This window comes from Streptosporangium sp. NPDC050855 (genome assembly GCF_044456585.1).
GTDB lineage: Bacteria > Actinomycetota > Actinomycetes > Streptosporangiales > Streptosporangiaceae > Streptosporangium > Streptosporangium longisporum.
In genome coordinates this window covers 1-17,959 of record NZ_JBITFY010000004.1, presented here as the reverse complement: position 1 = coordinate 17,959, position 17,959 = coordinate 1, and the positions used below count along the sequence as shown (strand labels likewise).

Sequence of the window (17,959 nt, the reverse complement as noted above, 5' to 3'; positions counted from 1 at the left end):
GGGATATGAAATGTCTGCGCAAGACCTGTCCCAGTTCGTGTGGCGGAAGAGCTCCCTCAGTGGAAACGGTCCCGACTGTGTCGAGGTCGCCTCGCTGAACGCGAGCCGTTTCGGCGTCCGTGACAGCAAGGATCGAAGCGGTCCCGCTCTGATCTTCACGTCTGCCGGGTGGCGTGCCTTCATCGGCAGCATCAAGAGCGGCGAATTCGACGATCCGGCAATCTGATCCCGCCGATACGACCGCCCTGCAGACCGGGAGAGTACTTCCGTCTTGCGTCGCTTGATCGCTTCGTTCCTGGAATGAGACCGGTCCAAAGCCCGGGGCGGACCGTGCTTCACGGATTGAGTCGAATCCGGCGTGGGTGACCTCGCGATGAGACCGGTTCGGAGACCGGGAGGGAACAAATGGGCTCCTCCGGGAAACGGCCGGTATGTTCGCGGCCTGTTCCGGAAGCTGGCTTCCGCGGGGGGAGCGGTGCGGCCGGACGGTCCCGGCCGCGTCGGAAAGGCCGACCGGTGACTCCCTCGCCGATCGGCCCGGATTCAGGAACCGGCGGGCCTGTCGTAGACCTTGACCGTCCATGGTTCGCCCTGCCGGCGCTTGACCACGGCCGCGAGCCGCTCCGGCTTGATGTGGACCACGTCCTGAATGAACTTGCCGTCACAGAGGCCCAGCTTGCGGTTGACCTTCTTGCAGGGGGCGTACGGATCGTATATCGGGTAGTCGGGATTGGGAGTGCCGTCGGTTTTCCAAGTTCCCTCGGCGATCGGCGCGTCAGCCGGGAACACCCAGATCTTCAGATTCTGCGGCTCGTCGAGCCATCTCGGCGCGACCGACAACTCGTCGTGCTGGGAGTCGGGACCGTCTCCCGATCCGTTGCAGCGGCCGAGACTGGCCTCCCCCGTTCTCACCTGCTGCGTCAACACCCACACCTTCGGGTCGGTGCACCGGATGGAGTAACCGGTGTTGACGCTGGTCGGACGATAGACCACCGTCACCGGTGCGCCCATGGTCCGATGAGTCTCGGAGTGGATCAGCGCCAGCGTCTCCCCCCTCATTCCCGTGATCGTCACAGACGGTTCGGCGCTGATCGTCGCCCGGGAGGAGAGGCCGGAGGCCGGGCCGCTCACATTCCTGTTCACGTCCGGCAGGAAGCCGCCCACGCCGACAACCGCTACGGCGGCGCCCGTCAGCACCGCCCCGGTCGCCGCTCTGCGGCGCAACCGCGCCCGGCGCCCTCGCCGTACGATCAGCTCCAGGCGGGGCGGCGGCACAGGGCCGTCCTTGCTGTGGTCGGCGAACACCGTCCGCAGATCGTTCTCGGTGTACCGGGTCATCTGACGGCTTCCTCCATATCCGGGTCATGCAGGGTCGAATCCACCCTCAGCCGCGCCAACGCCCGGCTGAGCTGCTTCTTCACCGTTCCGAGCGAGCATCCGAGAACGTCCGCCACCTGCTGGTGAGTGAGGTCACCGAAGTAGTGCAGAACGACCACCGCGCGCTGCTGCCCGGGCAGGGCGCCGGTCGCCGCCCACAGGGCCTCGCGGTCGGTCACCGTCTTGGCAAGGTCCCGCCCCGCGGAGCCTTCCGGCACCACTTCCGTGGGCACCTCACCCCGCCAGCGCCGTCGCCACCAGGAGGCGTGCGTGTTCACGATGATCCGGTACACGTACCGATCGGGGTCGCCTTCGATCCTGCGCCACACCGTCCACGCCTTGACCAGTGCGGTCTGCACCAGGTCCTCCGCCGTCGCCCAGTTCCGGGTGAGCAGGTACGCCGTGCGGCACAATCGCTCATGGCTGTGCCCGGCGTATTCGGTGAACCCATCCACCATCCCGTCCTTTCGCGTGAACCGCTCTCATCGGGGACTACGCCGTAGGTGGGTGGCTTGGGTGACAGGACACCAGGACCGTTTCGCGGGTTGATCTCTGAGCCGCTCCCGGCGAGGTGATCCCTGCGCGGGCGGGGATCCGACCGATCCCGGCCGGCCTCTGGAACAGGCCCTATCCGAGGAGGGCGAACCGCTCGGCGAAGGCGGTCATCTCCTCGCGTTGCCGGTCCGGTTCGGTGGCGGTGGCGCTCACCACGATGCGGGTCACCCCCTGCGCCGCCAGCGCCTCGACCTGGTCGGCGGTCATGTCGATCGATCCCGACCGCGTGTACTCCAGCGCCTGCGGGTCGCGACCGGCCTCGACGGCGGCGGACCGGGCGGTGTCCATCTGGGCGGCGCGTTCGTCCGGGCCGAGCGCGCCGCCGGGGAAGTAGCCGTCACCGCGCAGCCCGGCACGGCGTGCGGCGGCCCGGCTCGATCCGCCGATGTGGATCGGCAGATGGAGGGTCCCGTGAGGCTTGGGGAACTGGCACAGGTCGTCGAAGGCGAAGAACCGCCCGTCGAAGCCGACGCCCTCCTCACCACCGGCCCACAGCAGCCGCATCACGTCGATCGCCTCGTCGGCGCGACGGCCGCGGGTGGCGAAGTCGACCCCCACCGCCCGCGCCTCGCCGGGTAGGGAACCGAGCCCCACGGTCAGCAGCCGCATCCGCCCCCTGGACAGCACGTCGACGGTCGCCAGGCGCTTGGCGAGGACCACCGGGTGGTGGTACGGCAGCAGCAGCACGCCCGTCCCGAGGAGGATGCGACGCGTGGCCGCGGCGACGAAGCTCAGGCAGTCGAGCGGATCGAGGTACGGCAGCGTCGGCGGGAGCTCGAAACTGCCGATCATCGCACCGGGATAGAGCGCGATGTGCTCGGGCACGTACAGCGACTCGAAGCCGCAGTCCTCGGCGTGCCGGGCGTAGGCCACGATCCCGTCGGGATCGATGCCGTGGCAGGGCGTGCTGTAGCTGATTCCGAACTTCACCGTCACTCCTCGGGTCGGCCGACGCGATGAACGGCCGGTCACCGGCTCGTACGGCCGGTGTCACGGAGCCCGGTGCCGCGGCCCCGGCGCCGGGAAGGCCCGAGCCCCGGTGCCGCGGAGCCCCGGTCCACCGAGCCCCGATGTCACGGAGACCCGGTGCCGCAGGGGACGCCATGAAGGCTCACCCGGTCCCGTCGTCCGTCGACGGCCTCTGCCGGCGGCCGGTCGTCGTGGCCACGTTAGAACCCTGTCACCGGCGTCAAGGCAACCCCCGACCGGCCGTGACCGCGGAAGGGCGCCAGGTCCGGCCACGGCGCCGGGGGCGAGGGAACGCGGCGTGCACGTCCCCCGGAGCGGGGCGAGGGAACGCGGGCCGGACGGAGGGGCGAGGTCCTCAGGGCCTGCGGGTGGACTCGCGCCTGATGAGGGTCCAGGGGACCTCACTGTCGCGGTCGGCGGGGGAGAGGACGCCGAGGGCGGTACGGGCACAGCGGACGCCCTGGTCGCGCAGGGACTGGGCGATCGTGGTGAGCCCGGCGGGTGCGGCGGCGGCGGAGTCGTCCCAGCCGCTGAGCGTGAAGTCGCCGGGGACGGTCAGGCCCAGTCGGGAGGCGGCGCGCAGGACGCCGAGGGCCAGTTCGTCGCCCATCGCGGCGATGGCGTCGCAGGCGTGCGGGCCGGTGAGCAGCTCGGCCGCGAGCGCCTCGGCCTCGGACGCGCTGTTGGTGGAGCAGACGGCCACGCGGACCCGCGACCAGTCGCCGCCCGTCCCGGTCCAGGCGTCACGGTAGCCGCGCAGGCGCTGGCGGGTGACCCGGAAGGTCGAGGCGTCCGGGTCGATTCCCTCCGGCAAGGGGCCGGTCTCAGAGGGTGCGGCACCGCCGAAGCCGGCGGAGGCAGGGGAGGACGCGGCCTCCCCTGAGATGCGCGCGGGGGAGGCGCCGAAGCCGAGGCGGGAGACGCGGGCGCGGTCGAGCGGGAAGCTCAGCACTCCCGGACGGCGGGCCCCGGCGAAGACCTCGCGGCCGACGGCGGTGGCGGCGGCCCGGTCGTCGGCGGCGACGAAGGAGAGGCCCTCGCGGCGCGGTCCGCCGTGGATCACCGCGGGCAGGCCGGTGGCGACGATGGCGTCGACGACCGGGTCGTCGTCGGCCGTCGTCCAGACCACGAAGGCGTCGACGGCCGCCTCGGTGACCCGGTCGACGTCGGCGGGGCCGCCGGTGACGGGGACCAGCGTCAGCGCCATGCCGTGGTCGGCGCAGACCTGGGCGACACCGGACATGAAGCGGGTGGCCTGCGGGTCGTTGAAGGCGTAGGTGAGGTGCTCGCCGAGCACCACGCCCAGGTTGCCGGTACGCCCGCTGCGCAGCGAACGGGCACCGGGGTGCGGCCCCGGGTAGCCGAGGCGCTCGGCCGCCTCGCGGACCCTGGCCCGCGCCTCGTCGGAGACCCTCCCGGGCTGTCCGTACGCATACGAGACGGTCATCACGGACACCCCGGCCGCGCGGGCCACCTCGGCCATGGTCACCCTGCGCCTGGCCGTCCGTCCGCTCATGGTCAGAGGATAGCTGTGTATCGATACACAGACTTTTTGTGTATCGTTACACAGATGCGGGAGACGATGACGGGTGTGCGGGCGCGGACGGCTTATGCGGGATTTGCGGCCTACGGTGCCTTCTGGGGGGTGTGGGGCGCCTCGGTGCCCGGGATCCGCGACCAGGCCGGGCTGACCGACGGGCAGTTGGGCACGGCCCTGCTCTTCATCGGCGCGGGGGCGCTGCCCGCGATGCTCGTCACCGGAAGGGCGGTCGACCGCTGGGGAGTCCGGGTGGGGGCGTTCCTGCTGGTGGCGCTCGGCGTGACCGGGACGCTGGTGGCCGTGGCGAGCCGCGACGTGTGGAGCCTGTCGGCGGGCCTGGCGCTGCTGGGCGCCGTCTCGGGCGCGGCCGATGTCGCGATCAACGCGGCCGCGGGGGCGGCCGAGCGCGCCTCCGGCCGGCCGGTCATCACCCGCGCGCACGGCACCTTCTCCACGATGGTGGTGGCCGGAAGCCTCGCCACCGGGCTGTCGTCCGGCCTCGGGTCGCCGGTCGTCGTGCCGTTCCTGCTGGTCGCGGTGGCCTCGATCGGCGCCGCGCTCGGCATCGCGGCCGACGCGCGAACGCTCCGGGCCGGTCCGGTCGCGGCGGGGGCCGCCCGGAGCACCCCGGCCGCCTCGGCCGGTCCTGTCGACCCTGTCATCGCGACGATCACCCGGCCCGGCCCGGCCCCGGCGGGGGACGTCCGCGACGGAGGGCGGCGCGGTCACCCGGTGCGCCTGTTCCCGCTGCTGGTCGTCGGCGCCCTGGGCGCGCTGGCCTTCGCCACGGAGAACGCCCACCAGAGCTGGGGCGCGGTCTACCTGTCGGACGTGGCCGGAGCCGGTCCCGCGCTCGCCTCGGCGGGCCCCGCGGTCTTCGCCGCCGTCGTCGCGCTCACCCGGTTCTCCGCCGGGGCGATCGGCTCCCGGCACGCCGCGACCGTGCTCGTCTGCGGTGCCGCGACGGCCGCCACCGGGACCGCGCTGGTGTCCGTCGCGACGTCCGTCTGGGTGGTCCTGTCGGGGCTGGCCCTGGCCGCAGCCGGTACGGCGGTGCTCTACCCCACGATGATGAGCGTCGTCGCGGCGCACGTGGGCGAGGCGGCGCGGGGGAGGGCGACGTCGGTGGTGACGACCGTCGGCTACCTGGGTTTCCTCGCCGGGCCCGTCTACGTCGGGCGCTGGGCCGAGGCGACCGGCCTGCCGGGGGCGATGGCGGCCGTGGCCGTCCTGGCCGCCGTGCTCGCGGTCCTGGCCTGGCCCCTGCTGCGGTCGGCCGTCGGCACCGGTTCCCGCTGGGACACGCCCCCGGGTGATCCCCGAATGTGACGTGAAGGACGTCATGGCATAAGCTGACCGGCTGGTGCGTCCGGAACGGACGCATGCCATGACCGCTCGGCGGCCGCGACAGCGGTATCACCCCGGTCGAAGCCCGCCCTCCCGGCGGGCCCCGAACCGGGCGGAGCCTCCGTCTGGATGATGGACGGAGATTCCTTGAGGTCGTATTTCGCCGTGCTCGGCACGCCCGGAGCCTGGCGCTTCCTCGTTCCCGCGTTCGTCGCGCGGCTGCCGAACGCGATGCTCCAGCTCGGCGTCCTGCTGCTCGTGCACTGGTCCACCGGCTCCTACGGCGCGGCCGGTGTCGCCGCCGCGGCAGCGGCCGTGGCGCCCGCGCTGGTCGGCCCGCGTACCGGGCGGCTCGCCGACCGCTACGGCCAGGCCAGGGTGCTCCTCCCGCAGATCGCCGTGCACGCCGCCGCGCTGGGCGCCCTGCTGGCGCTCGCCTCGGCGCACGCCCCGGCGGTCTGGCTGGTGGTCGCCTCGGCGCTGGCCGGGGCCTCGATGCCGCAGATCGGCGCGATGGTCCGCGCCCGCTGGGCGCACGTGCTCGGCGGGTCGGGCAGGCTCGGTACGGCCTTCGCCCTGGAGTCCATCACCGACGAGCTGACCTTCACCCTCGCCCCGGTGCTGCTGGTGGCCGTCTCGACCGGGTTCTCACCGGTGTGGGCGCTGCTGGTGGCGCTGGTCATGGTCGTGGCCGGGACGCTCGCGTTCGCCGGGGTCCGGGGCGGCGCCCCCGAGCCGATGCCGGTCAGGGTCCGCTCCCGGCACGGTGTGCTGCGGATGCGCGGCGTGGCCGTGCTCGCCGGGGCGTTCGCCGCCCTCGGCACCGTCTTCGGCAGCCTCCAGGTCGGCATCACCTCCTCCACCGCGGCCCTCGGCCAGGCCGCGGCGGCGGGACCGGTCTACGCGAGCTTCTCCGGCGCGAGCCTGGCCGGGGGCCTCCTGTACGGCGCCGTCCGCTGGAGGGCCGGCGCCCCGGTCAGGCTGGCCGTCACCCTGGCGCTGCTCTCCGCCGCCACCGTCGCCCTGACCCTGGCCGGGACTCTCCCGCTGCTGTACGGCGGGGCCGCGGTGGCGGGGTTCGTCATCGCCCCCGCCGTCATCACCGGCTACACCCTCGTCGAGGGCCTCATCCCGGCCGAGGTCAGGACCGAGGCCTTCACCTGGCTCAACGGCGCCGTCGGCCTGGGCGTCGCCGCGGGCGCGTCCGTCGCGGGCCGGCTCGTGGACGGCTTCGGCCCCTCGGTCGCCTTCCTCGTGCCCCCGGTCACGACCGGTGCGGCCGCCCTGCTCGTGCTGGTGTTCCTGCGCCGCCTTCTCCCGCAGGCGGAGCGCGGCCCGGTCCGCGAGCTGGTCACCGCCGCCTGAGACCGGGCGGCGCGGACGCGGTCAGGCGTTGGCCGCCTGGCGGGCGCGGCGGGCCTCGCGGCGCTCGACGTAGCGGGAGGCGGTGACCTCCAGGCGCTCCAGGAACTCGGCGAGCTCCTCGCGGGCCTTCTCGCCCTCGGGGCCCAGATCCTTGAGGTCGAACACGTCCCACTGGCGCAGGACCGGCTGGAGCACGTCGTCCAGATGCAGGCGCAGGTCGTAGATGCCGGCGTTGGCGATGATCATGGCCTTGCGGGTGAAGCCCTCGATGCCGGTGCCGGGCATCTGGAACGTGGTGACGACGTCGGTCACGGCGCGCATGGCCTGGTCGGGGGCGAGCTCGAAGGCCGAGGCGAGCAGGTTGCGGTAGAAGAGCATGTGCAGGTTCTCGTCGGCGGCGATCCGGGCGAGCAGCCGCTCGCAGTCCGGGTCCTGGGAGGCCATGCCGGTGTTGCGGTGCGAGATGCGGGTGGCGAGCTCCTGGAAGGAGACGTAGGCCACCGAGGCGAGCACGCCCTCGTAGGAGTTGGTGAAGCCCTCGCCCATGTGCACCATCCGGGCCCGCTCCAGCGCGACCGGGTCGACCGCGCGGGTGACCGTCAGGTAGTCGCGGATGGCGGTGGCGTGACGGCCCTCCTCGGCGGTCCAGCGGTGCACCCAGGTGCCCCACGCGGCGTCGCGGCCCAGCGTGGTGGCGATCTCGTGGTGGTAGCTGGGGAGGTTGTCCTCGGTCAGCAGGTTCACGATCAGGGAGATGCGCGCGTCCTCGGGGATCCGGCTGTCGCTCTCGGCCCAGGCCTCGCCGCCGAAGATCCCGTCGTAGTCACGCCCCTGCGACCAGGGCACGTACTCGTGCGGGAACCACTCCTTGGCCATCCTGTGGTGGCGATCCAGCTCCCCCGCGACGACGGGCTCAAGTTCGAGCAGCAGCTCGGTCTCACTGAACGTGCGCATCAGGCCTTCTCCCTCAGAGACTACGCGACCGTAACCTACGTTAGCGTAGGTAGACCTGGCACGGGTACGTGCTCCATGTCTCATTCGCCGAGGTCCGGAGTGCGGGGATCCGCCCCCGGTGGGCGGGAGGGCGGGCCGCCGTACGCGGGCCCGCCGTGCGCGCGACCGTGACGGACCGGGTCGCTCAGCGCGCGACCTCCTGGTATATCGCCTCGAACCTGGCCAGGGACGCCTGGTCGTCGTGGGTCAGCGCGATGGCCCGGCTCGCCGCGCCCATCGCGGTGCGCGCCTGCGGAGAGGCGAGCAGGCCGCCCAGGTGCCAGGCCAGCTCCCGTACGTCACCCGGCTGGAAGAGCCGGCCGTTCTCACCGGGCCGTACCAGGTGGGGCAGGGCCATCGCGTCCGCGGCGACGACCGGCAGTCCGCTGGCCATGGCCTCCAGGGTGGCGATGCTCTGCAGCTCGGCGACGCCCGGCATGGCGAAGACGTCGGCGGCGGCGTACAGCTGCGGGAGGGCCTCGTCGGGCACGAAGCCCGGGAAGGCGACCCGGTCGCCGACCCCGATCCGGTCGGCCAGGGCGGCGAGCGCGTCCCGCCGCCCGCCGGTGCCGGCCAGCACGACCTGCGCGTCGGCGGTGTTGAGGACGATCGGCAGGGCGCGGATGAGCTCGTCCAGCCGCTTCTCCTCATCCAGCCTGCCGACGAACAGGATCGTGTCCCGCTCGGGCAGCCCGAAGGCCCGCCGGGACCACGTTCTCGGCTCGGCGCGCGGCCGGAACCGCGTCAGGTCGATGCCGCAGGAGACGGCCTCCACCGGGGTGCCGAAGCCCTTGCCGGCGAGCAGGCCCGCGGCGATGCGGGTGGGCGTGGTGACGCGGTCGGCGCGGGAGAAGACGCGGTTGAAGTCCTTCCAGGCCAGCGCGCCCGCCCGCTCGCGCAGGGGCTCGGGGACGCGCGCGAACTGGAAGAGGTTGTCCGGCATGAAGTGGTTGGTCGCCACCACGGGGACGCCGCCGCGCCGGGAGGCGGAGATCGCGGCGCGGCCGACGACGAAGTGTCCCTGCACGTGGACGACGTCGGGCGCGATCTCGTCGATCAGCCGGTCCAGCCGGGCCGGTACCGAGATCCGCATGGTCGGGTGGACGAGCACCGGCGCCGAGCGCAGCCGGTGCACGGTCACCCCCTCCACCTGCTCGGTCCTGGACGGGCCGTCGTCCGAGGCGCACACCACGTGCACCTCGTTGCCGCGCCCGGCCAGGCCGGTGGCCAGCCGATGGGTGAAGTAGGCGGCGCCGTTCACGTCCGGCGGGTAGGTGTCCGTCCCGATCAGGACCCGGCGGGGCCGGGTGGCGACGAGGGACGGTGCCGGCGCGGGGGCGGCGACTGACAGGGCCATCGGTGCTCCGTTCATGGGGCCGTCGCCTCGTGCGACGGGGACATCGGGGTGGTGCGGGCCAGCGCGGCGGTCCCGGCCGCGGTGAGCGCCGCGGCGACCAGCGCGGTGAGCGTGCTCACCGGGCCGGTCGGCAGCGGTTCGCCGAGCAGCAGGGCGCCGAAGGCGACGGCGGTGAGGGGGTCGGCCACCTGCAGCGCGGCGAAGGCGACGCCGAAGTGGCCGACGGCGTAGGCGCGCTGGAGCAGGGCCAGCGCGAGCAGGGCGGGCATCGGGACGGCGAGCAGGAACCACGGCTCCCACTCACCGTCGACCAGGACGCGGGTGAGCGTGGCGGTCGCCCCGTAGAGCACCCCCGCCCCGGTCGCGAGCAGGCAGGCCCGTACCGCGCGCGAGGCGTGCCGGGCCGTGACGTACAGCGCCAGGGCGGCGGCCGAGGCCCCGGCGAGCAGGACCACCGCCTCGGCCGTGGACAGGTGGGGCTCGCCGGTGTGGGTGGGCACGACCAGCACCAGGCCGACCAGTCCGGTGGCGATCACGGCCGCGGCGGCCAGCTCGCGCGCCCCCGGCCTGCGCCGCTGCAGGGCGGCGGCGCAGGGCAGGGCGAACAGCAGGCTGGCCACGCCCATCGGCTGTACCAGGGTGAGCGGCCCGTACTTCAGCGCCACGACGTGCAGGGCGGTGCCGGCCGCGATGGACAGGCCGCCCAGCAGCCAGCGGGGCCGCCTGACCAGCCGTCCGAGCACGGCCGGCGAGGTGCGCGCGGCCTCGAACTGCTGCAGGGCGGCACCCAGGGCGAAGAACAGGGACCCGAGCAACGCCAGCCCTGCCGCCAGCACGGTCATGCGCACTCCTCACGGACAGATGAAGACATGGCGAAATGGCCGGATCGCCTCGCGGAGGCGTCCGGTGGGGGTCGTGCGGTGAACAGTGGAAGCGTGCCCCGGCCGCACTCGCCGGAGCCATAGGGGTTCACCCTGACTTCCGTGGGGATTCCCCGAGTTTCGCGTCGGGGCTGTTGACCCGCTGGCTTTTCTTATCGTAGTTTCGCGGGCATGAATCTCGTGGGCGCCTGGCGCCTGGTCGAGTGGCGGATCGGCGGTCCGGGGAGCAAGGTCTCGTATCCCTTCGGCAGGGACGCGGTGGGCCTGCTCTGCTACACCCCCGACGGGTACATGAGCATGACCGTGGCGCGGGGCGAAGGCGCCCCGTCACCGGTGGAGAGCGGCGAGGGCGGGCAGAGCCCGAGCGCGGCGTCCCGGGGGGAGCCGGAGCGGGCGCCCACCCCGTTCCTCGCCTACGCGGGCCGGTACGAGGTCCGCGCGGGCCAGATCGCCCACGACATCGAGGTGGCGATCGACCCGGCCCTGGCCGGTGTGGTGCAGGTCCGCGAGCTGAACGCCGACGACGACCGGCTGGTCCTGGCCGCGGCCGAGGGAGGCTCCTGGCACACCGTGATCTGGAGGAGGTCATGACGTCCGGACGCCGGGCGGTCAGTCGCGGGAGCCGGCCAGGGCCCTGGCCGGCTCCGCCACGGCGCCGCGGCGCCGCAGGTGGCGGACGACCTCCACGATGACGGTGACCGTCACGGCGATGCCGAGGCCGAGCAGGAGCCCCTTGATCGGGTCGTTCTCGAAGGCCGCGCCGCCCACGTAGCCGATCAGCCCCGAGTAGACCGCCCAGGACACCGCCGCCACCGCGTCGAACAGGGCGAACGAGCGCCGGGGGTAGGCGACCGCGCCCATGGTCAGGGTGCAGGCGGTCCGGCCGCCGGGGATGTAGCGGGCCACCACCAGGACCAGCCCGCCCCGCTCGGCGAGCGCCTTCTCCGCCCACGCGAACGCCTTCCGGCTGCGCCTGCCGTCGCGCAACCGGCCGTTGGCGGTACGCCCGATGAGGTAGGAGACGTGGTCGCCCACGAAGGCGCCCAGCGCGGCGACCACGATCACCAGCGGCAGGTCGGGCGCGCCGGTGGCGGCGGCGAACACCCCGGCCGTGATGACGGCCGTCTCCGCCGGGACCACGGGGAAGAACCCGTCCAGGAGCGCCACGGCGAACAGCGCCAGATAGATCCAGGGGGACGTCATCACGTCGTGCAGGAGGTCGAGGATGGTCTGCGTCATGCGGGTCTCCGGTCTCGGGGATGCGGGGGCGTGGTCGCGGAGAGAGGTCTCTCGCGCACCACGCTGGCGTCCCGTCGAGCCGGGGACATCGGGGACGGACCCCGAAGTTCCCGATCACATCCCTGAGATCACCAGGAGATCGGAGCCCGGCCCCGGAGAACCGGAGGCCGCACGGCTCAGTTGAGCTGCCAGATGGCGAAGTTCAGCGCGGCCGCGTACGTCACCCAGGCCAGGTAGGGCACCAGGAGCCAGGCGGCCGGGCGGCTGATCCGCCGGAACAGCACGATGGTGAGCACGATCGCGAGCCAGAGGACGACGATCTCCGCGAACGCCAGGCCGTACCGCCCGGCGCCGAAGAAGAGCGGTGTCCAGGCCGCGTTGAGGACCAGCTGGACCGCGTACACGCCGAGCGCCGGTGTCAGGCCGGCCGCCGACCAGGCGAGCCAGCCGGACAGGGCGATCATGACGTACAGGACCGTCCAGGCGGGGCCGAACAGCCACTGCGGCGGTGCCCAGTCCGGCCGTTCCAGCGACAGGTACTCGCCACCGGCGTTCACGGCCGCCAGCGATCCCACGACCGCCACCAGCGCGAGGACCACGATGAAGACCGGGAGCCCGGCCCAGCGTTTCGGGTGTTGCCCTGCGATGACCATACGGACCTCCTGCCCTGTCGTTCGCGCCTCTACCGTCCGGCGGTTTCCCGCGGAGGGCAGGCGTCAGGGAAGGCCGTCAGGCCGACGGGGCGGGGACCGGGTCGTGGTGCAGGCGGCCGAGCACCCGGCGGAAGGCGAGGACCGAGAACAGCACCGCCAGGCCGCTGATCACGGCCACCGCCGCGGTGCGGACCAGCAGGTAGGTGCCGATCGACTGGTGCAGCAGGAGCCAGATGCTCACCGCGGAGTTCGTCAGCAGCACGAAGGCCCACAGCAGGGTGATGCGGGCGAAGAACCGGCGGACCCGCTCGTGCTTCAGCACGGCCGCGGGCAGGTGGATGTAGTCCAGGGTCAGCTTCTGCACCAGCGGCCGGTTGAGCCGTACCGAGGCGAGGAAGACCATGCTGATGCAGATGGTGCCCAGCTCCGGCTGGAGGAAGTAGATCACCGCGCTCCCGGTCCAGAACCCGAGCAGGGCGCGGACGGTGATCGCGATGACGGCGAGGATCATCGTCCCCGGCACCGGGACGCGGCGGACCAGCCGCCAGCCCACCCCGGCGTACACCCAGGTGACCGCCGCGATGAGGGCGCCCTTCAGGCCGAGCACGGCGAGCGCCGCGTAGAAGACGGCGAGGGGGGCGATGACGCCCTCCAGGATCTTCGGTGCCGCCTGTCTGGCCAGCGCGGCGAGACGGGGGAGGACGATGGGCTGGTGGCTCATGGCGCTCCACGGGACGGTGCGGCGGCGGGCACTGGGCGTTCACGCCGGTCGCGGCACGTCACGAGCGGATCGGACTCGTCACGCGGACACCCGGACAGGCGTGTGCAGAGGCTGTTTCCGTTGTTCATCGGCGCCTCACCGTACCTGACGCCGTGCCATGTCCTCCTGAAAACCGGCTGATACCACCCCAAGGAATCTATGAAGCGTACAGATCATTACGATTCATGAAGAGGATCGCTATGTCGATAACGGTTGGGAAACGAAAGCTTTCCTCGTGGGGTCGGGTCCGCGACGATTGAGACATGCCAGTGCTGCGCACGCGCGCGTCCGGCCATTCCACCGAGGGCGTCGCGAACGTGGCCGCCCAGCTCATCTGCTGGCCCGACCTCGCGCTGAAACGCACCCGCCGGGGACTGGGGTTCCGCACCCACGGGCGGGAGATCGTCAGGATGCCGGGGGACAACACCGCCGAGCTGCTCCTGACCACCGCGGTGATCGACCGGTGGGCCCGGGTGCTCACCGACTGCCACCGCATCACCCCCGGTACCGACGCCGGGTGGGTGTCCATGGACATCGAGGGCCGGGCCGACGCCGAGCTGTTCCTCTCGCTGGTCAGCGTCGCGATCAAGGTCAGCGAGGGCGGGCCGGTCAGCCGAGGCTCGCGGTGGCCAGCCTCGCGCCGAAACCGATGAACAGCGCGCCCGCGCCCGTCCGCAGCCCGGCCGACAGCCGCCGGCGGGCCCGCAGGCGCGCCGCCAGGAACGCCCCTCCGAAGATCAGCACCGACAGGTACAGGGCGCTGAACGCCTGGCAGATCGCGCCCAGGATCAGGAAGGACAGCGCCGGGGTGGCGTAGCCGGGGTCCACGAACTGGATGAAGAACGAGATGAAGAACAGGATCGCCTTGGGGTTCATCAGGCTGATCACCAGGGCCCTGCGGAAGGGGTTCCGGACGGGGGCCGTTCCCGCCGCTCCGGCGGCCCCGGACGAGCCCGCGGAGCCCGCGGAGCCCGCGGAGCTCGCGGAGCTCGCGGAGCCGGGAGCCGCGGGGGAGCGCCACGAGCGCCAGGCCGACCGGAGCATCTGGAACCCGATCCAGACCAGGTAGGCCGCCCCGGCGTACTTGACGACGGCGAACAGGATCGGCGTCGACGTCAGCAGCGAGGCCGCCCCGGCCGCCGCGAGCACCATCAGGACCGCGTCGCCGAGGAAGACCCCCATGGCTCCCCGGTACCCCTGCCGCACCCCGTGCTGGGCGGCGAGGCCGAGCACGTACAGCGAGTTCGGGCCGGGCAGCATGACGATGAAGAAGGCGCCGACCACGTAGGTCCAGATGTCGACGATGCCGAAGAACATGGTGCCGCTCCATGGGCGTTGCGCGGGGACGCTGCAGGCGAGGGCACTGCAGGAGGGACACCACCGTACCGGTACGAAGGTCCTTACCGCCGCCCATAATTCGCGTATCCGACTTTTGGGCCTTGTGGCGAATCCGTGTCAAGGCTACGATCACGGCAACTCTTAGGAAACTTTCCTAAAAGAAGCGAAGAACGGGAGAACCGATGGCCCGTCCGCCCCCTCCGCCCCCGCTGCGAGCTGCGAAAACCCGGTGACGGCAGCCGTCACCACCGAAGGTCCGACCGTCCGGACGCCTCACCCCCCAGGTTTCCCGTCCATGGGAGCGATCATGCGGCGCACCTTTTCCTTACTCGTCCTGACATCGGCTGCAAGCCCTTTCCGCGGGCCGGCCGCGACGGGCCCCGCGGCCCCGGCCGCCTCGCGGGCCACCGTACCCGCCCCCCGGGCAACCGCTCCGGCCGCCGTGACAGTTCCCCGGACCACCGCTCCGGCCGCCGTGACAGCCCCGGCCGCCGTGAGCCCCGTCCCGCGAGCGGGCACGCCACCCCGGACGACACCGGTGACGCCGGCCCGGTGAGCCCGGCCTCCCCGTCACCCCCCGACGCCCTCCGCCGCTCTTCCTGATCCCTCGCCGATCCACGGCACGATCCCCGTACGGGACCGTGCCCACCTCGCCGTACGGCTCGCGTCCACGTCCGCCCTCGCGCACCCCCCGCGTGGCGCGGCCGTACGGTCACCCCCACCGAACACATGAGGTCCACCGTGAAACCACGCGTCATCGCTCGTTCCCTCGTCGCCCTGGCGGCCCTCGTCCTGGCGATGGTGGTCGCGCCACCCGCCCAGGCCGCCTCGGCCACCGCCGTCTTCGTCAAGACCTCCGAGTGGGGTTCGGCGTTCGAGGGCAAGTACACGATCACCAACGGCACCGCCACCACGATCAACGGCTGGTCGGTCGCCTTCGACCTCCCGGCGGGGGGAAGCGTCAGCTCCTCCTGGGACGCGACGTCGAGCCGCAGCGGGCAGCGCTTCACCTTCACCAACCTCGGCTGGAACGGCACCCTGGCCCCCGGCGCGAGCGTGAGCTTCGGCTTCATCGCGAGCCCCGGAGGCGCCACCCCGGCAGGCTGCACCCTCAACGGCGCGCCCTGCGGCGGCGGCAGCGGCCCCACCGTCCCGGGCAAGCCGGGTGCGGTGTCGGCGACGGCGTCGGCGAGCAGTGTGGCGTTGTCGTGGGGTGCGTCGTCGGGTTCGGTGACGGGGTACCGGGTGTACGAGGGTTCGTCGGTCCGGGCGACGGTGTCGGGGACGAGCGCGACGGTGTCGGGGCTGGGCTCGTGCGAGGCGCACACCTACGCGGTCGCGGCCTACAACTCCGCGGGTGAGGGGCCCAAGAGCGACCCGGTCACGGTCACCACGACCGGCTGCACCGGCGGTGCCCCCGGCAAGCCGGGTGCCGTGTCGGCGACGGCGTCGGCGAGCAGTGTGGCGTTGTCGTGGGGTGCGTCGTCGGGTTCGGTGACGGGGTACCGGGTGTACGAGGGTTCGTCGGTCCGGGCGACGGTGTCGGGGACGAGCGCGACGGTGTCGGGGCTGGGCTCGTGCGAGGCGCACACCTACGCGGTCGCGGCCTACAACTCCGCGGGTGAGGGGCCCAAGAGCGACCCCGTGACCGCCACCACGACCGGTTGCACCGGTGGTGGCCCGCTGCCCAAGCACTTCCTGACCGGCTACTGGCACAACTTCGACAACCCGGCCGTCGAGCTGCGCCTCTCGGCCGTGCCCGACGAGTACGACCTGATCGCCGTCTCCTTCGGCGAGGCCACCGCCACGCCGGGCGAGGTCGTCTTCGGCGTGGACCCGGGCCTGTCGGCCTCGCTGGGCGGCTACACCGACGCCCAGTTCAGGGCCGACGTGCAGGCCCTGCACGCGCGCGGCAAGAAGGTCATCCTCTCGGTCGGCGGCGAGGCCGGCCGCGTCCAGGTGGCGAGCGCCGCCGCCGCGACCCTCTTCGCCGACACCGTGTACGCCCTGATGCAGAAGTACGACTTCGACGGCGTCGACATCGACCTGGAGAACGGGCTCAACGCCACCTACATGGGCCAGGCCCTGCGGCAGCTGCGCGCCAAGGCCGGTGCCGACCTGATCATCACCATGGCGCCGCAGACCATCGACATGCAGTCCACCGGCGCCGAGTACTTCAAGCTGGCCCTGAGCATCAAGGACATCCTCACCGTCGTCCACACCCAGTTCTACAACTCCGGTTCCATGCTGGGCTGCGACCAGATGGCCGCCTACTCGCAGGGCACGGTCAACTTCATGACCGCGCTGGCCTGCATCCAGCTGGAGAACGGCCTGCGCCCCGACCAGGTGGCGCTCGGCCTGCCCGCCGGGCCCGGCGCGGCGGGCGGCGGGATCGTCTCCCCGACGCTGGTGAACCAGGCCCTCACCTGCCTGGCCACCCGTACCGGCTGTGGCAGCTTCGTGCCGCCGCGCGCCTACCCCGGGATCCGCGGCGCGATGACCTGGTCCATCAACTGGGACGCCAGCAACGGCTGGAACTTCTCGCGGACCGTCAAGCCGCACCTCGCGACCCTGCCCTGATCCTCCACCGGGCCGGGCCGGCCCCCCTGACCCCGGCCCGGCCCACCCCGGCACCCCCCACCTCCCCGAACGAGGAAGAGCCATGAGACTACGTCGAACGCTGGTCGCGGTCCTCGCCGCGATCGGCATGTCCGCAGGCCTGTCAACGGTCGCGACCCCGGCCTTCGCCGCGTCCCCCACCGCCGTCTTCACCAAGGTCTCCAACTGGGGCAGCGGCTTCGAGGGCAAGTACACGATCACCAACGGCGGCACCACCACCATCAACGGCTGGTCGGTCGCCTTCGACCTGCCCGCGGGCGCCACCGTCGGCTCCTCCTGGGACGCGACGCTGAGCCGCAACGGCCAGCGCTTCACCTTCACCAACGTCGGCTGGAACGGCACCCTCGCCCCCGGCGCCACCGCCAGCTTCGGATTCAACGGCACCCCCGGCAGCGCCACCCCGTCCAACTGCACGCTCAACGGCGCGTCCTGCGGCGGCGGCAGCGGCCCCGGCACCCCGGGCACGCCCGGCACCCCGTCGGTGACCGGCACCACCAACTCCTCGATCTCCCTGTCCTGGGGCGCCTCCAGCGGCACCGTCACCGGCTACCGCGTCTACGAGGGCGGCACCCAGCGCGCACAGGTCAGCGGGACGAGCGCCACCATCGGCTCGCTGGGCACCTGCACCGCGCACACCTACACCGTCAAGGCGTACAACGCCCAGGGCGAGTCGGCCGCCAGCGCCCCGGTGAGCGCCACCACCACCGGCTGCACCGACCCCGACCCGGTCGGCAAGATGCCCGGGGCGCCCTACCTCTACATGGGCTGGGGCAACCCGCCCAACCCCGCCACCGTCATGAGCGCGACCGGGGTGAAGTCGTTCACGATGGCGTTCATCCTCTCCAGCGGTGGCTGTACCCCGGCCTGGGACGGTAACCGGCCGCTGACCGGCGGCGCCGACGCGCAGGCGATCAGTCAGATCAAGGCCGCGGGCGGCAGCGTGCAGATCTCCTTCGGCGGCTGGTC

Annotated in this window: 18 protein-coding genes; 7 read left to right on the top strand and 11 right to left on the bottom strand. The window is 72.6% G+C overall.

The genetic code is table 11. The features are described 5' to 3' along the window. The first annotated feature begins 10 nt into the window (after positions 1 to 10). Complete coding sequence (locus tag ACIBCT_RS10850; protein WP_399187194.1) at positions 11 to 226, top strand: DUF397 domain-containing protein; 216 nt, start codon at positions 11 to 13, stop codon at positions 224 to 226. Positions 227 to 543: 317 nt separating this feature from the next. Here the strand turns inward: ACIBCT_RS10850 and ACIBCT_RS10845 are convergent, their stop codons facing one another. The 4 genes from ACIBCT_RS10845 to ACIBCT_RS10830 form a co-directional block, all read right to left on the bottom strand. After that, the gene (locus ACIBCT_RS10845; protein ID WP_399187193.1) at positions 544 to 1,338 is read right to left on the bottom strand and encodes a hypothetical protein; all 795 of its coding nucleotides are present in this window, start codon (positions 1,336 to 1,338) and stop codon (positions 544 to 546) included. Next, positions 1,335 to 1,835 (bottom strand): SigE family RNA polymerase sigma factor, encoded by a 501-nt coding sequence (locus tag ACIBCT_RS10840; protein WP_399187192.1) that lies wholly within the window; start codon positions 1,833 to 1,835, stop codon positions 1,335 to 1,337. Before ACIBCT_RS10840 ends, ACIBCT_RS10845 begins: the two co-directional genes overlap by 4 nt. Positions 1,836 to 2,004: 169 nt before the next feature. Further along, positions 2,005 to 2,862 carry a TIGR03619 family F420-dependent LLM class oxidoreductase gene (locus ACIBCT_RS10835; protein WP_399187191.1) on the bottom strand — a complete coding sequence of 286 codons (858 nt, stop codon included), beginning with the start codon at positions 2,860 to 2,862 and terminating at the stop codon, positions 2,005 to 2,007. Between the two features lie 394 nt (positions 2,863 to 3,256). Beyond that, positions 3,257 to 4,417 (bottom strand): LacI family DNA-binding transcriptional regulator, encoded by a 1,161-nt coding sequence (locus tag ACIBCT_RS10830; protein ID WP_399187190.1) that lies wholly within the window; start codon positions 4,415 to 4,417, stop codon positions 3,257 to 3,259. Between the two features lie 54 nt (positions 4,418 to 4,471). On the opposite strand from ACIBCT_RS10830, the gene ACIBCT_RS10825 reads away from it, so the two are divergent. Continuing rightward, on the top strand, positions 4,472 to 5,770 hold the full coding sequence (locus ACIBCT_RS10825; RefSeq protein ID WP_399187189.1) for an MFS transporter: 1,299 nt from the start codon (positions 4,472 to 4,474) through the stop codon (positions 5,768 to 5,770). Positions 5,771 to 5,935: 165 nt separating this feature from the next. Next, positions 5,936 to 7,153 carry an MFS transporter gene (locus tag ACIBCT_RS10820; RefSeq protein ID WP_399187188.1) on the top strand — a complete coding sequence of 406 codons (1,218 nt, stop codon included), beginning with the start codon at positions 5,936 to 5,938 and terminating at the stop codon, positions 7,151 to 7,153. Between the two features lie 21 nt (positions 7,154 to 7,174). Here ACIBCT_RS10820 and ACIBCT_RS10815 read toward each other — a convergent pair whose 3' ends face one another. The 3 genes from ACIBCT_RS10815 to ACIBCT_RS10805 all read right to left on the bottom strand — a co-directional run bounded on the left by ACIBCT_RS10815 (position 7,175) and on the right by ACIBCT_RS10805 (position 10,345). Beyond that, positions 7,175 to 8,107 (bottom strand): acyl-ACP desaturase, encoded by a 933-nt coding sequence (locus ACIBCT_RS10815; protein WP_399187187.1) that lies wholly within the window; start codon positions 8,105 to 8,107, stop codon positions 7,175 to 7,177. A 184-nt stretch (positions 8,108 to 8,291) separates the two neighbouring features. Next, the gene (locus tag ACIBCT_RS10810) at positions 8,292 to 9,503 is read right to left on the bottom strand and encodes a glycosyltransferase (protein ID WP_399187186.1); all 1,212 of its coding nucleotides are present in this window, start codon (positions 9,501 to 9,503) and stop codon (positions 8,292 to 8,294) included. Positions 9,504 to 9,514: 11 nt separating this feature from the next. Beyond that, the gene (locus ACIBCT_RS10805) at positions 9,515 to 10,345 is read right to left on the bottom strand and encodes a DMT family transporter (protein WP_399187185.1); all 831 of its coding nucleotides are present in this window, start codon (positions 10,343 to 10,345) and stop codon (positions 9,515 to 9,517) included. A 210-nt stretch (positions 10,346 to 10,555) separates the two neighbouring features. On the opposite strand from ACIBCT_RS10805, the gene ACIBCT_RS10800 reads away from it, so the two are divergent. After that, positions 10,556 to 10,975 carry a lipocalin-like domain-containing protein gene (locus tag ACIBCT_RS10800; protein ID WP_399187184.1) on the top strand — a complete coding sequence of 140 codons (420 nt, stop codon included), beginning with the start codon at positions 10,556 to 10,558 and terminating at the stop codon, positions 10,973 to 10,975. 18 nt (positions 10,976 to 10,993) lie between these two features. Here ACIBCT_RS10800 and ACIBCT_RS10795 read toward each other — a convergent pair whose 3' ends face one another. The 3 genes from ACIBCT_RS10795 to ACIBCT_RS10785 all read right to left on the bottom strand — a co-directional run bounded on the left by ACIBCT_RS10795 (position 10,994) and on the right by ACIBCT_RS10785 (position 12,997). Beyond that, complete coding sequence (locus ACIBCT_RS10795) at positions 10,994 to 11,623, bottom strand: DedA family protein (RefSeq protein ID WP_399187183.1); 630 nt, start codon at positions 11,621 to 11,623, stop codon at positions 10,994 to 10,996. A 176-nt stretch (positions 11,624 to 11,799) separates the two neighbouring features. Beyond that, entirely contained in the window at positions 11,800 to 12,276 is a 477-nt protein-coding gene (locus ACIBCT_RS10790) for a TspO/MBR family protein (RefSeq protein WP_399187182.1), read from the bottom strand. A 76-nt stretch (positions 12,277 to 12,352) separates the two neighbouring features. Continuing rightward, positions 12,353 to 12,997 carry a VC0807 family protein gene (locus tag ACIBCT_RS10785; protein WP_399187181.1) on the bottom strand — a complete coding sequence of 215 codons (645 nt, stop codon included), beginning with the start codon at positions 12,995 to 12,997 and terminating at the stop codon, positions 12,353 to 12,355. A gap of 302 nt (positions 12,998 to 13,299) precedes the next feature. On the opposite strand from ACIBCT_RS10785, the gene ACIBCT_RS10780 reads away from it, so the two are divergent. Beyond that, positions 13,300 to 13,689 carry a luciferase family protein gene (locus ACIBCT_RS10780; protein WP_399187180.1) on the top strand — a complete coding sequence of 130 codons (390 nt, stop codon included), beginning with the start codon at positions 13,300 to 13,302 and terminating at the stop codon, positions 13,687 to 13,689. Here ACIBCT_RS10780 and leuE read toward each other — a convergent pair. Next, the gene (gene leuE / locus ACIBCT_RS10775) at positions 13,646 to 14,353 is read right to left on the bottom strand and encodes a leucine efflux protein LeuE (protein ID WP_399187179.1); all 708 of its coding nucleotides are present in this window, start codon (positions 14,351 to 14,353) and stop codon (positions 13,646 to 13,648) included. The genes ACIBCT_RS10780 and leuE overlap by 44 nt on opposite strands. A 762-nt stretch (positions 14,354 to 15,115) precedes the next feature. Here leuE and ACIBCT_RS10770 point away from each other — a divergent pair. Together ACIBCT_RS10770 and ACIBCT_RS10765 are read left to right on the top strand one after the other, a co-directional pair. Next, positions 15,116 to 16,954: a cellulose binding domain-containing protein gene (locus ACIBCT_RS10770; RefSeq protein ID WP_399187178.1), complete on the top strand. Its 1,839-nt coding sequence runs from the start codon at positions 15,116 to 15,118 to the stop codon at positions 16,952 to 16,954. A gap of 82 nt (positions 16,955 to 17,036) precedes the next feature. Then, on the top strand, positions 17,037 to 17,959 hold a 923-nt coding region (locus ACIBCT_RS10765; RefSeq protein ID WP_399187177.1), incomplete at its 3' end, for a cellulose binding domain-containing protein.

Coding starts and splice junctions, on each gene's coding strand:
- ACIBCT_RS10795 (WP_399187183.1), bottom strand. CDS start 11,623: ATGACGCAGACCATCCTCGACCTCCTGCACGACGTGATGACGTCCCCC.
- ACIBCT_RS10840 (WP_399187192.1), bottom strand. CDS start 1,835: ATGGTGGATGGGTTCACCGAATACGCCGGGCACAGCCATGAGCGATTG.
- ACIBCT_RS10850 (WP_399187194.1), top strand. CDS start 11: ATGTCTGCGCAAGACCTGTCCCAGTTCGTGTGGCGGAAGAGCTCCCTC.
- ACIBCT_RS10790 (WP_399187182.1), bottom strand. CDS start 12,276: ATGGTCATCGCAGGGCAACACCCGAAACGCTGGGCCGGGCTCCCGGTC.
- ACIBCT_RS10805 (WP_399187185.1), bottom strand. CDS start 10,345: ATGACCGTGCTGGCGGCAGGGCTGGCGTTGCTCGGGTCCCTGTTCTTC.
- ACIBCT_RS10815 (WP_399187187.1), bottom strand. CDS start 8,107: ATGCGCACGTTCAGTGAGACCGAGCTGCTGCTCGAACTTGAGCCCGTC.
- ACIBCT_RS10785 (WP_399187181.1), bottom strand. CDS start 12,997: ATGAGCCACCAGCCCATCGTCCTCCCCCGTCTCGCCGCGCTGGCCAGA.
- ACIBCT_RS10830 (WP_399187190.1), bottom strand. CDS start 4,417: ATGAGCGGACGGACGGCCAGGCGCAGGGTGACCATGGCCGAGGTGGCC.
- ACIBCT_RS10825 (WP_399187189.1), top strand. CDS start 4,472: ATGCGGGAGACGATGACGGGTGTGCGGGCGCGGACGGCTTATGCGGGA.
- ACIBCT_RS10780 (WP_399187180.1), top strand. CDS start 13,300: ATGCCAGTGCTGCGCACGCGCGCGTCCGGCCATTCCACCGAGGGCGTC.
- leuE (WP_399187179.1), bottom strand. CDS start 14,353: ATGTTCTTCGGCATCGTCGACATCTGGACCTACGTGGTCGGCGCCTTC.
- ACIBCT_RS10800 (WP_399187184.1), top strand. CDS start 10,556: ATGAATCTCGTGGGCGCCTGGCGCCTGGTCGAGTGGCGGATCGGCGGT.
- ACIBCT_RS10810 (WP_399187186.1), bottom strand. CDS start 9,503: ATGGCCCTGTCAGTCGCCGCCCCCGCGCCGGCACCGTCCCTCGTCGCC.
- ACIBCT_RS10845 (WP_399187193.1), bottom strand. CDS start 1,338: ATGACCCGGTACACCGAGAACGATCTGCGGACGGTGTTCGCCGACCAC.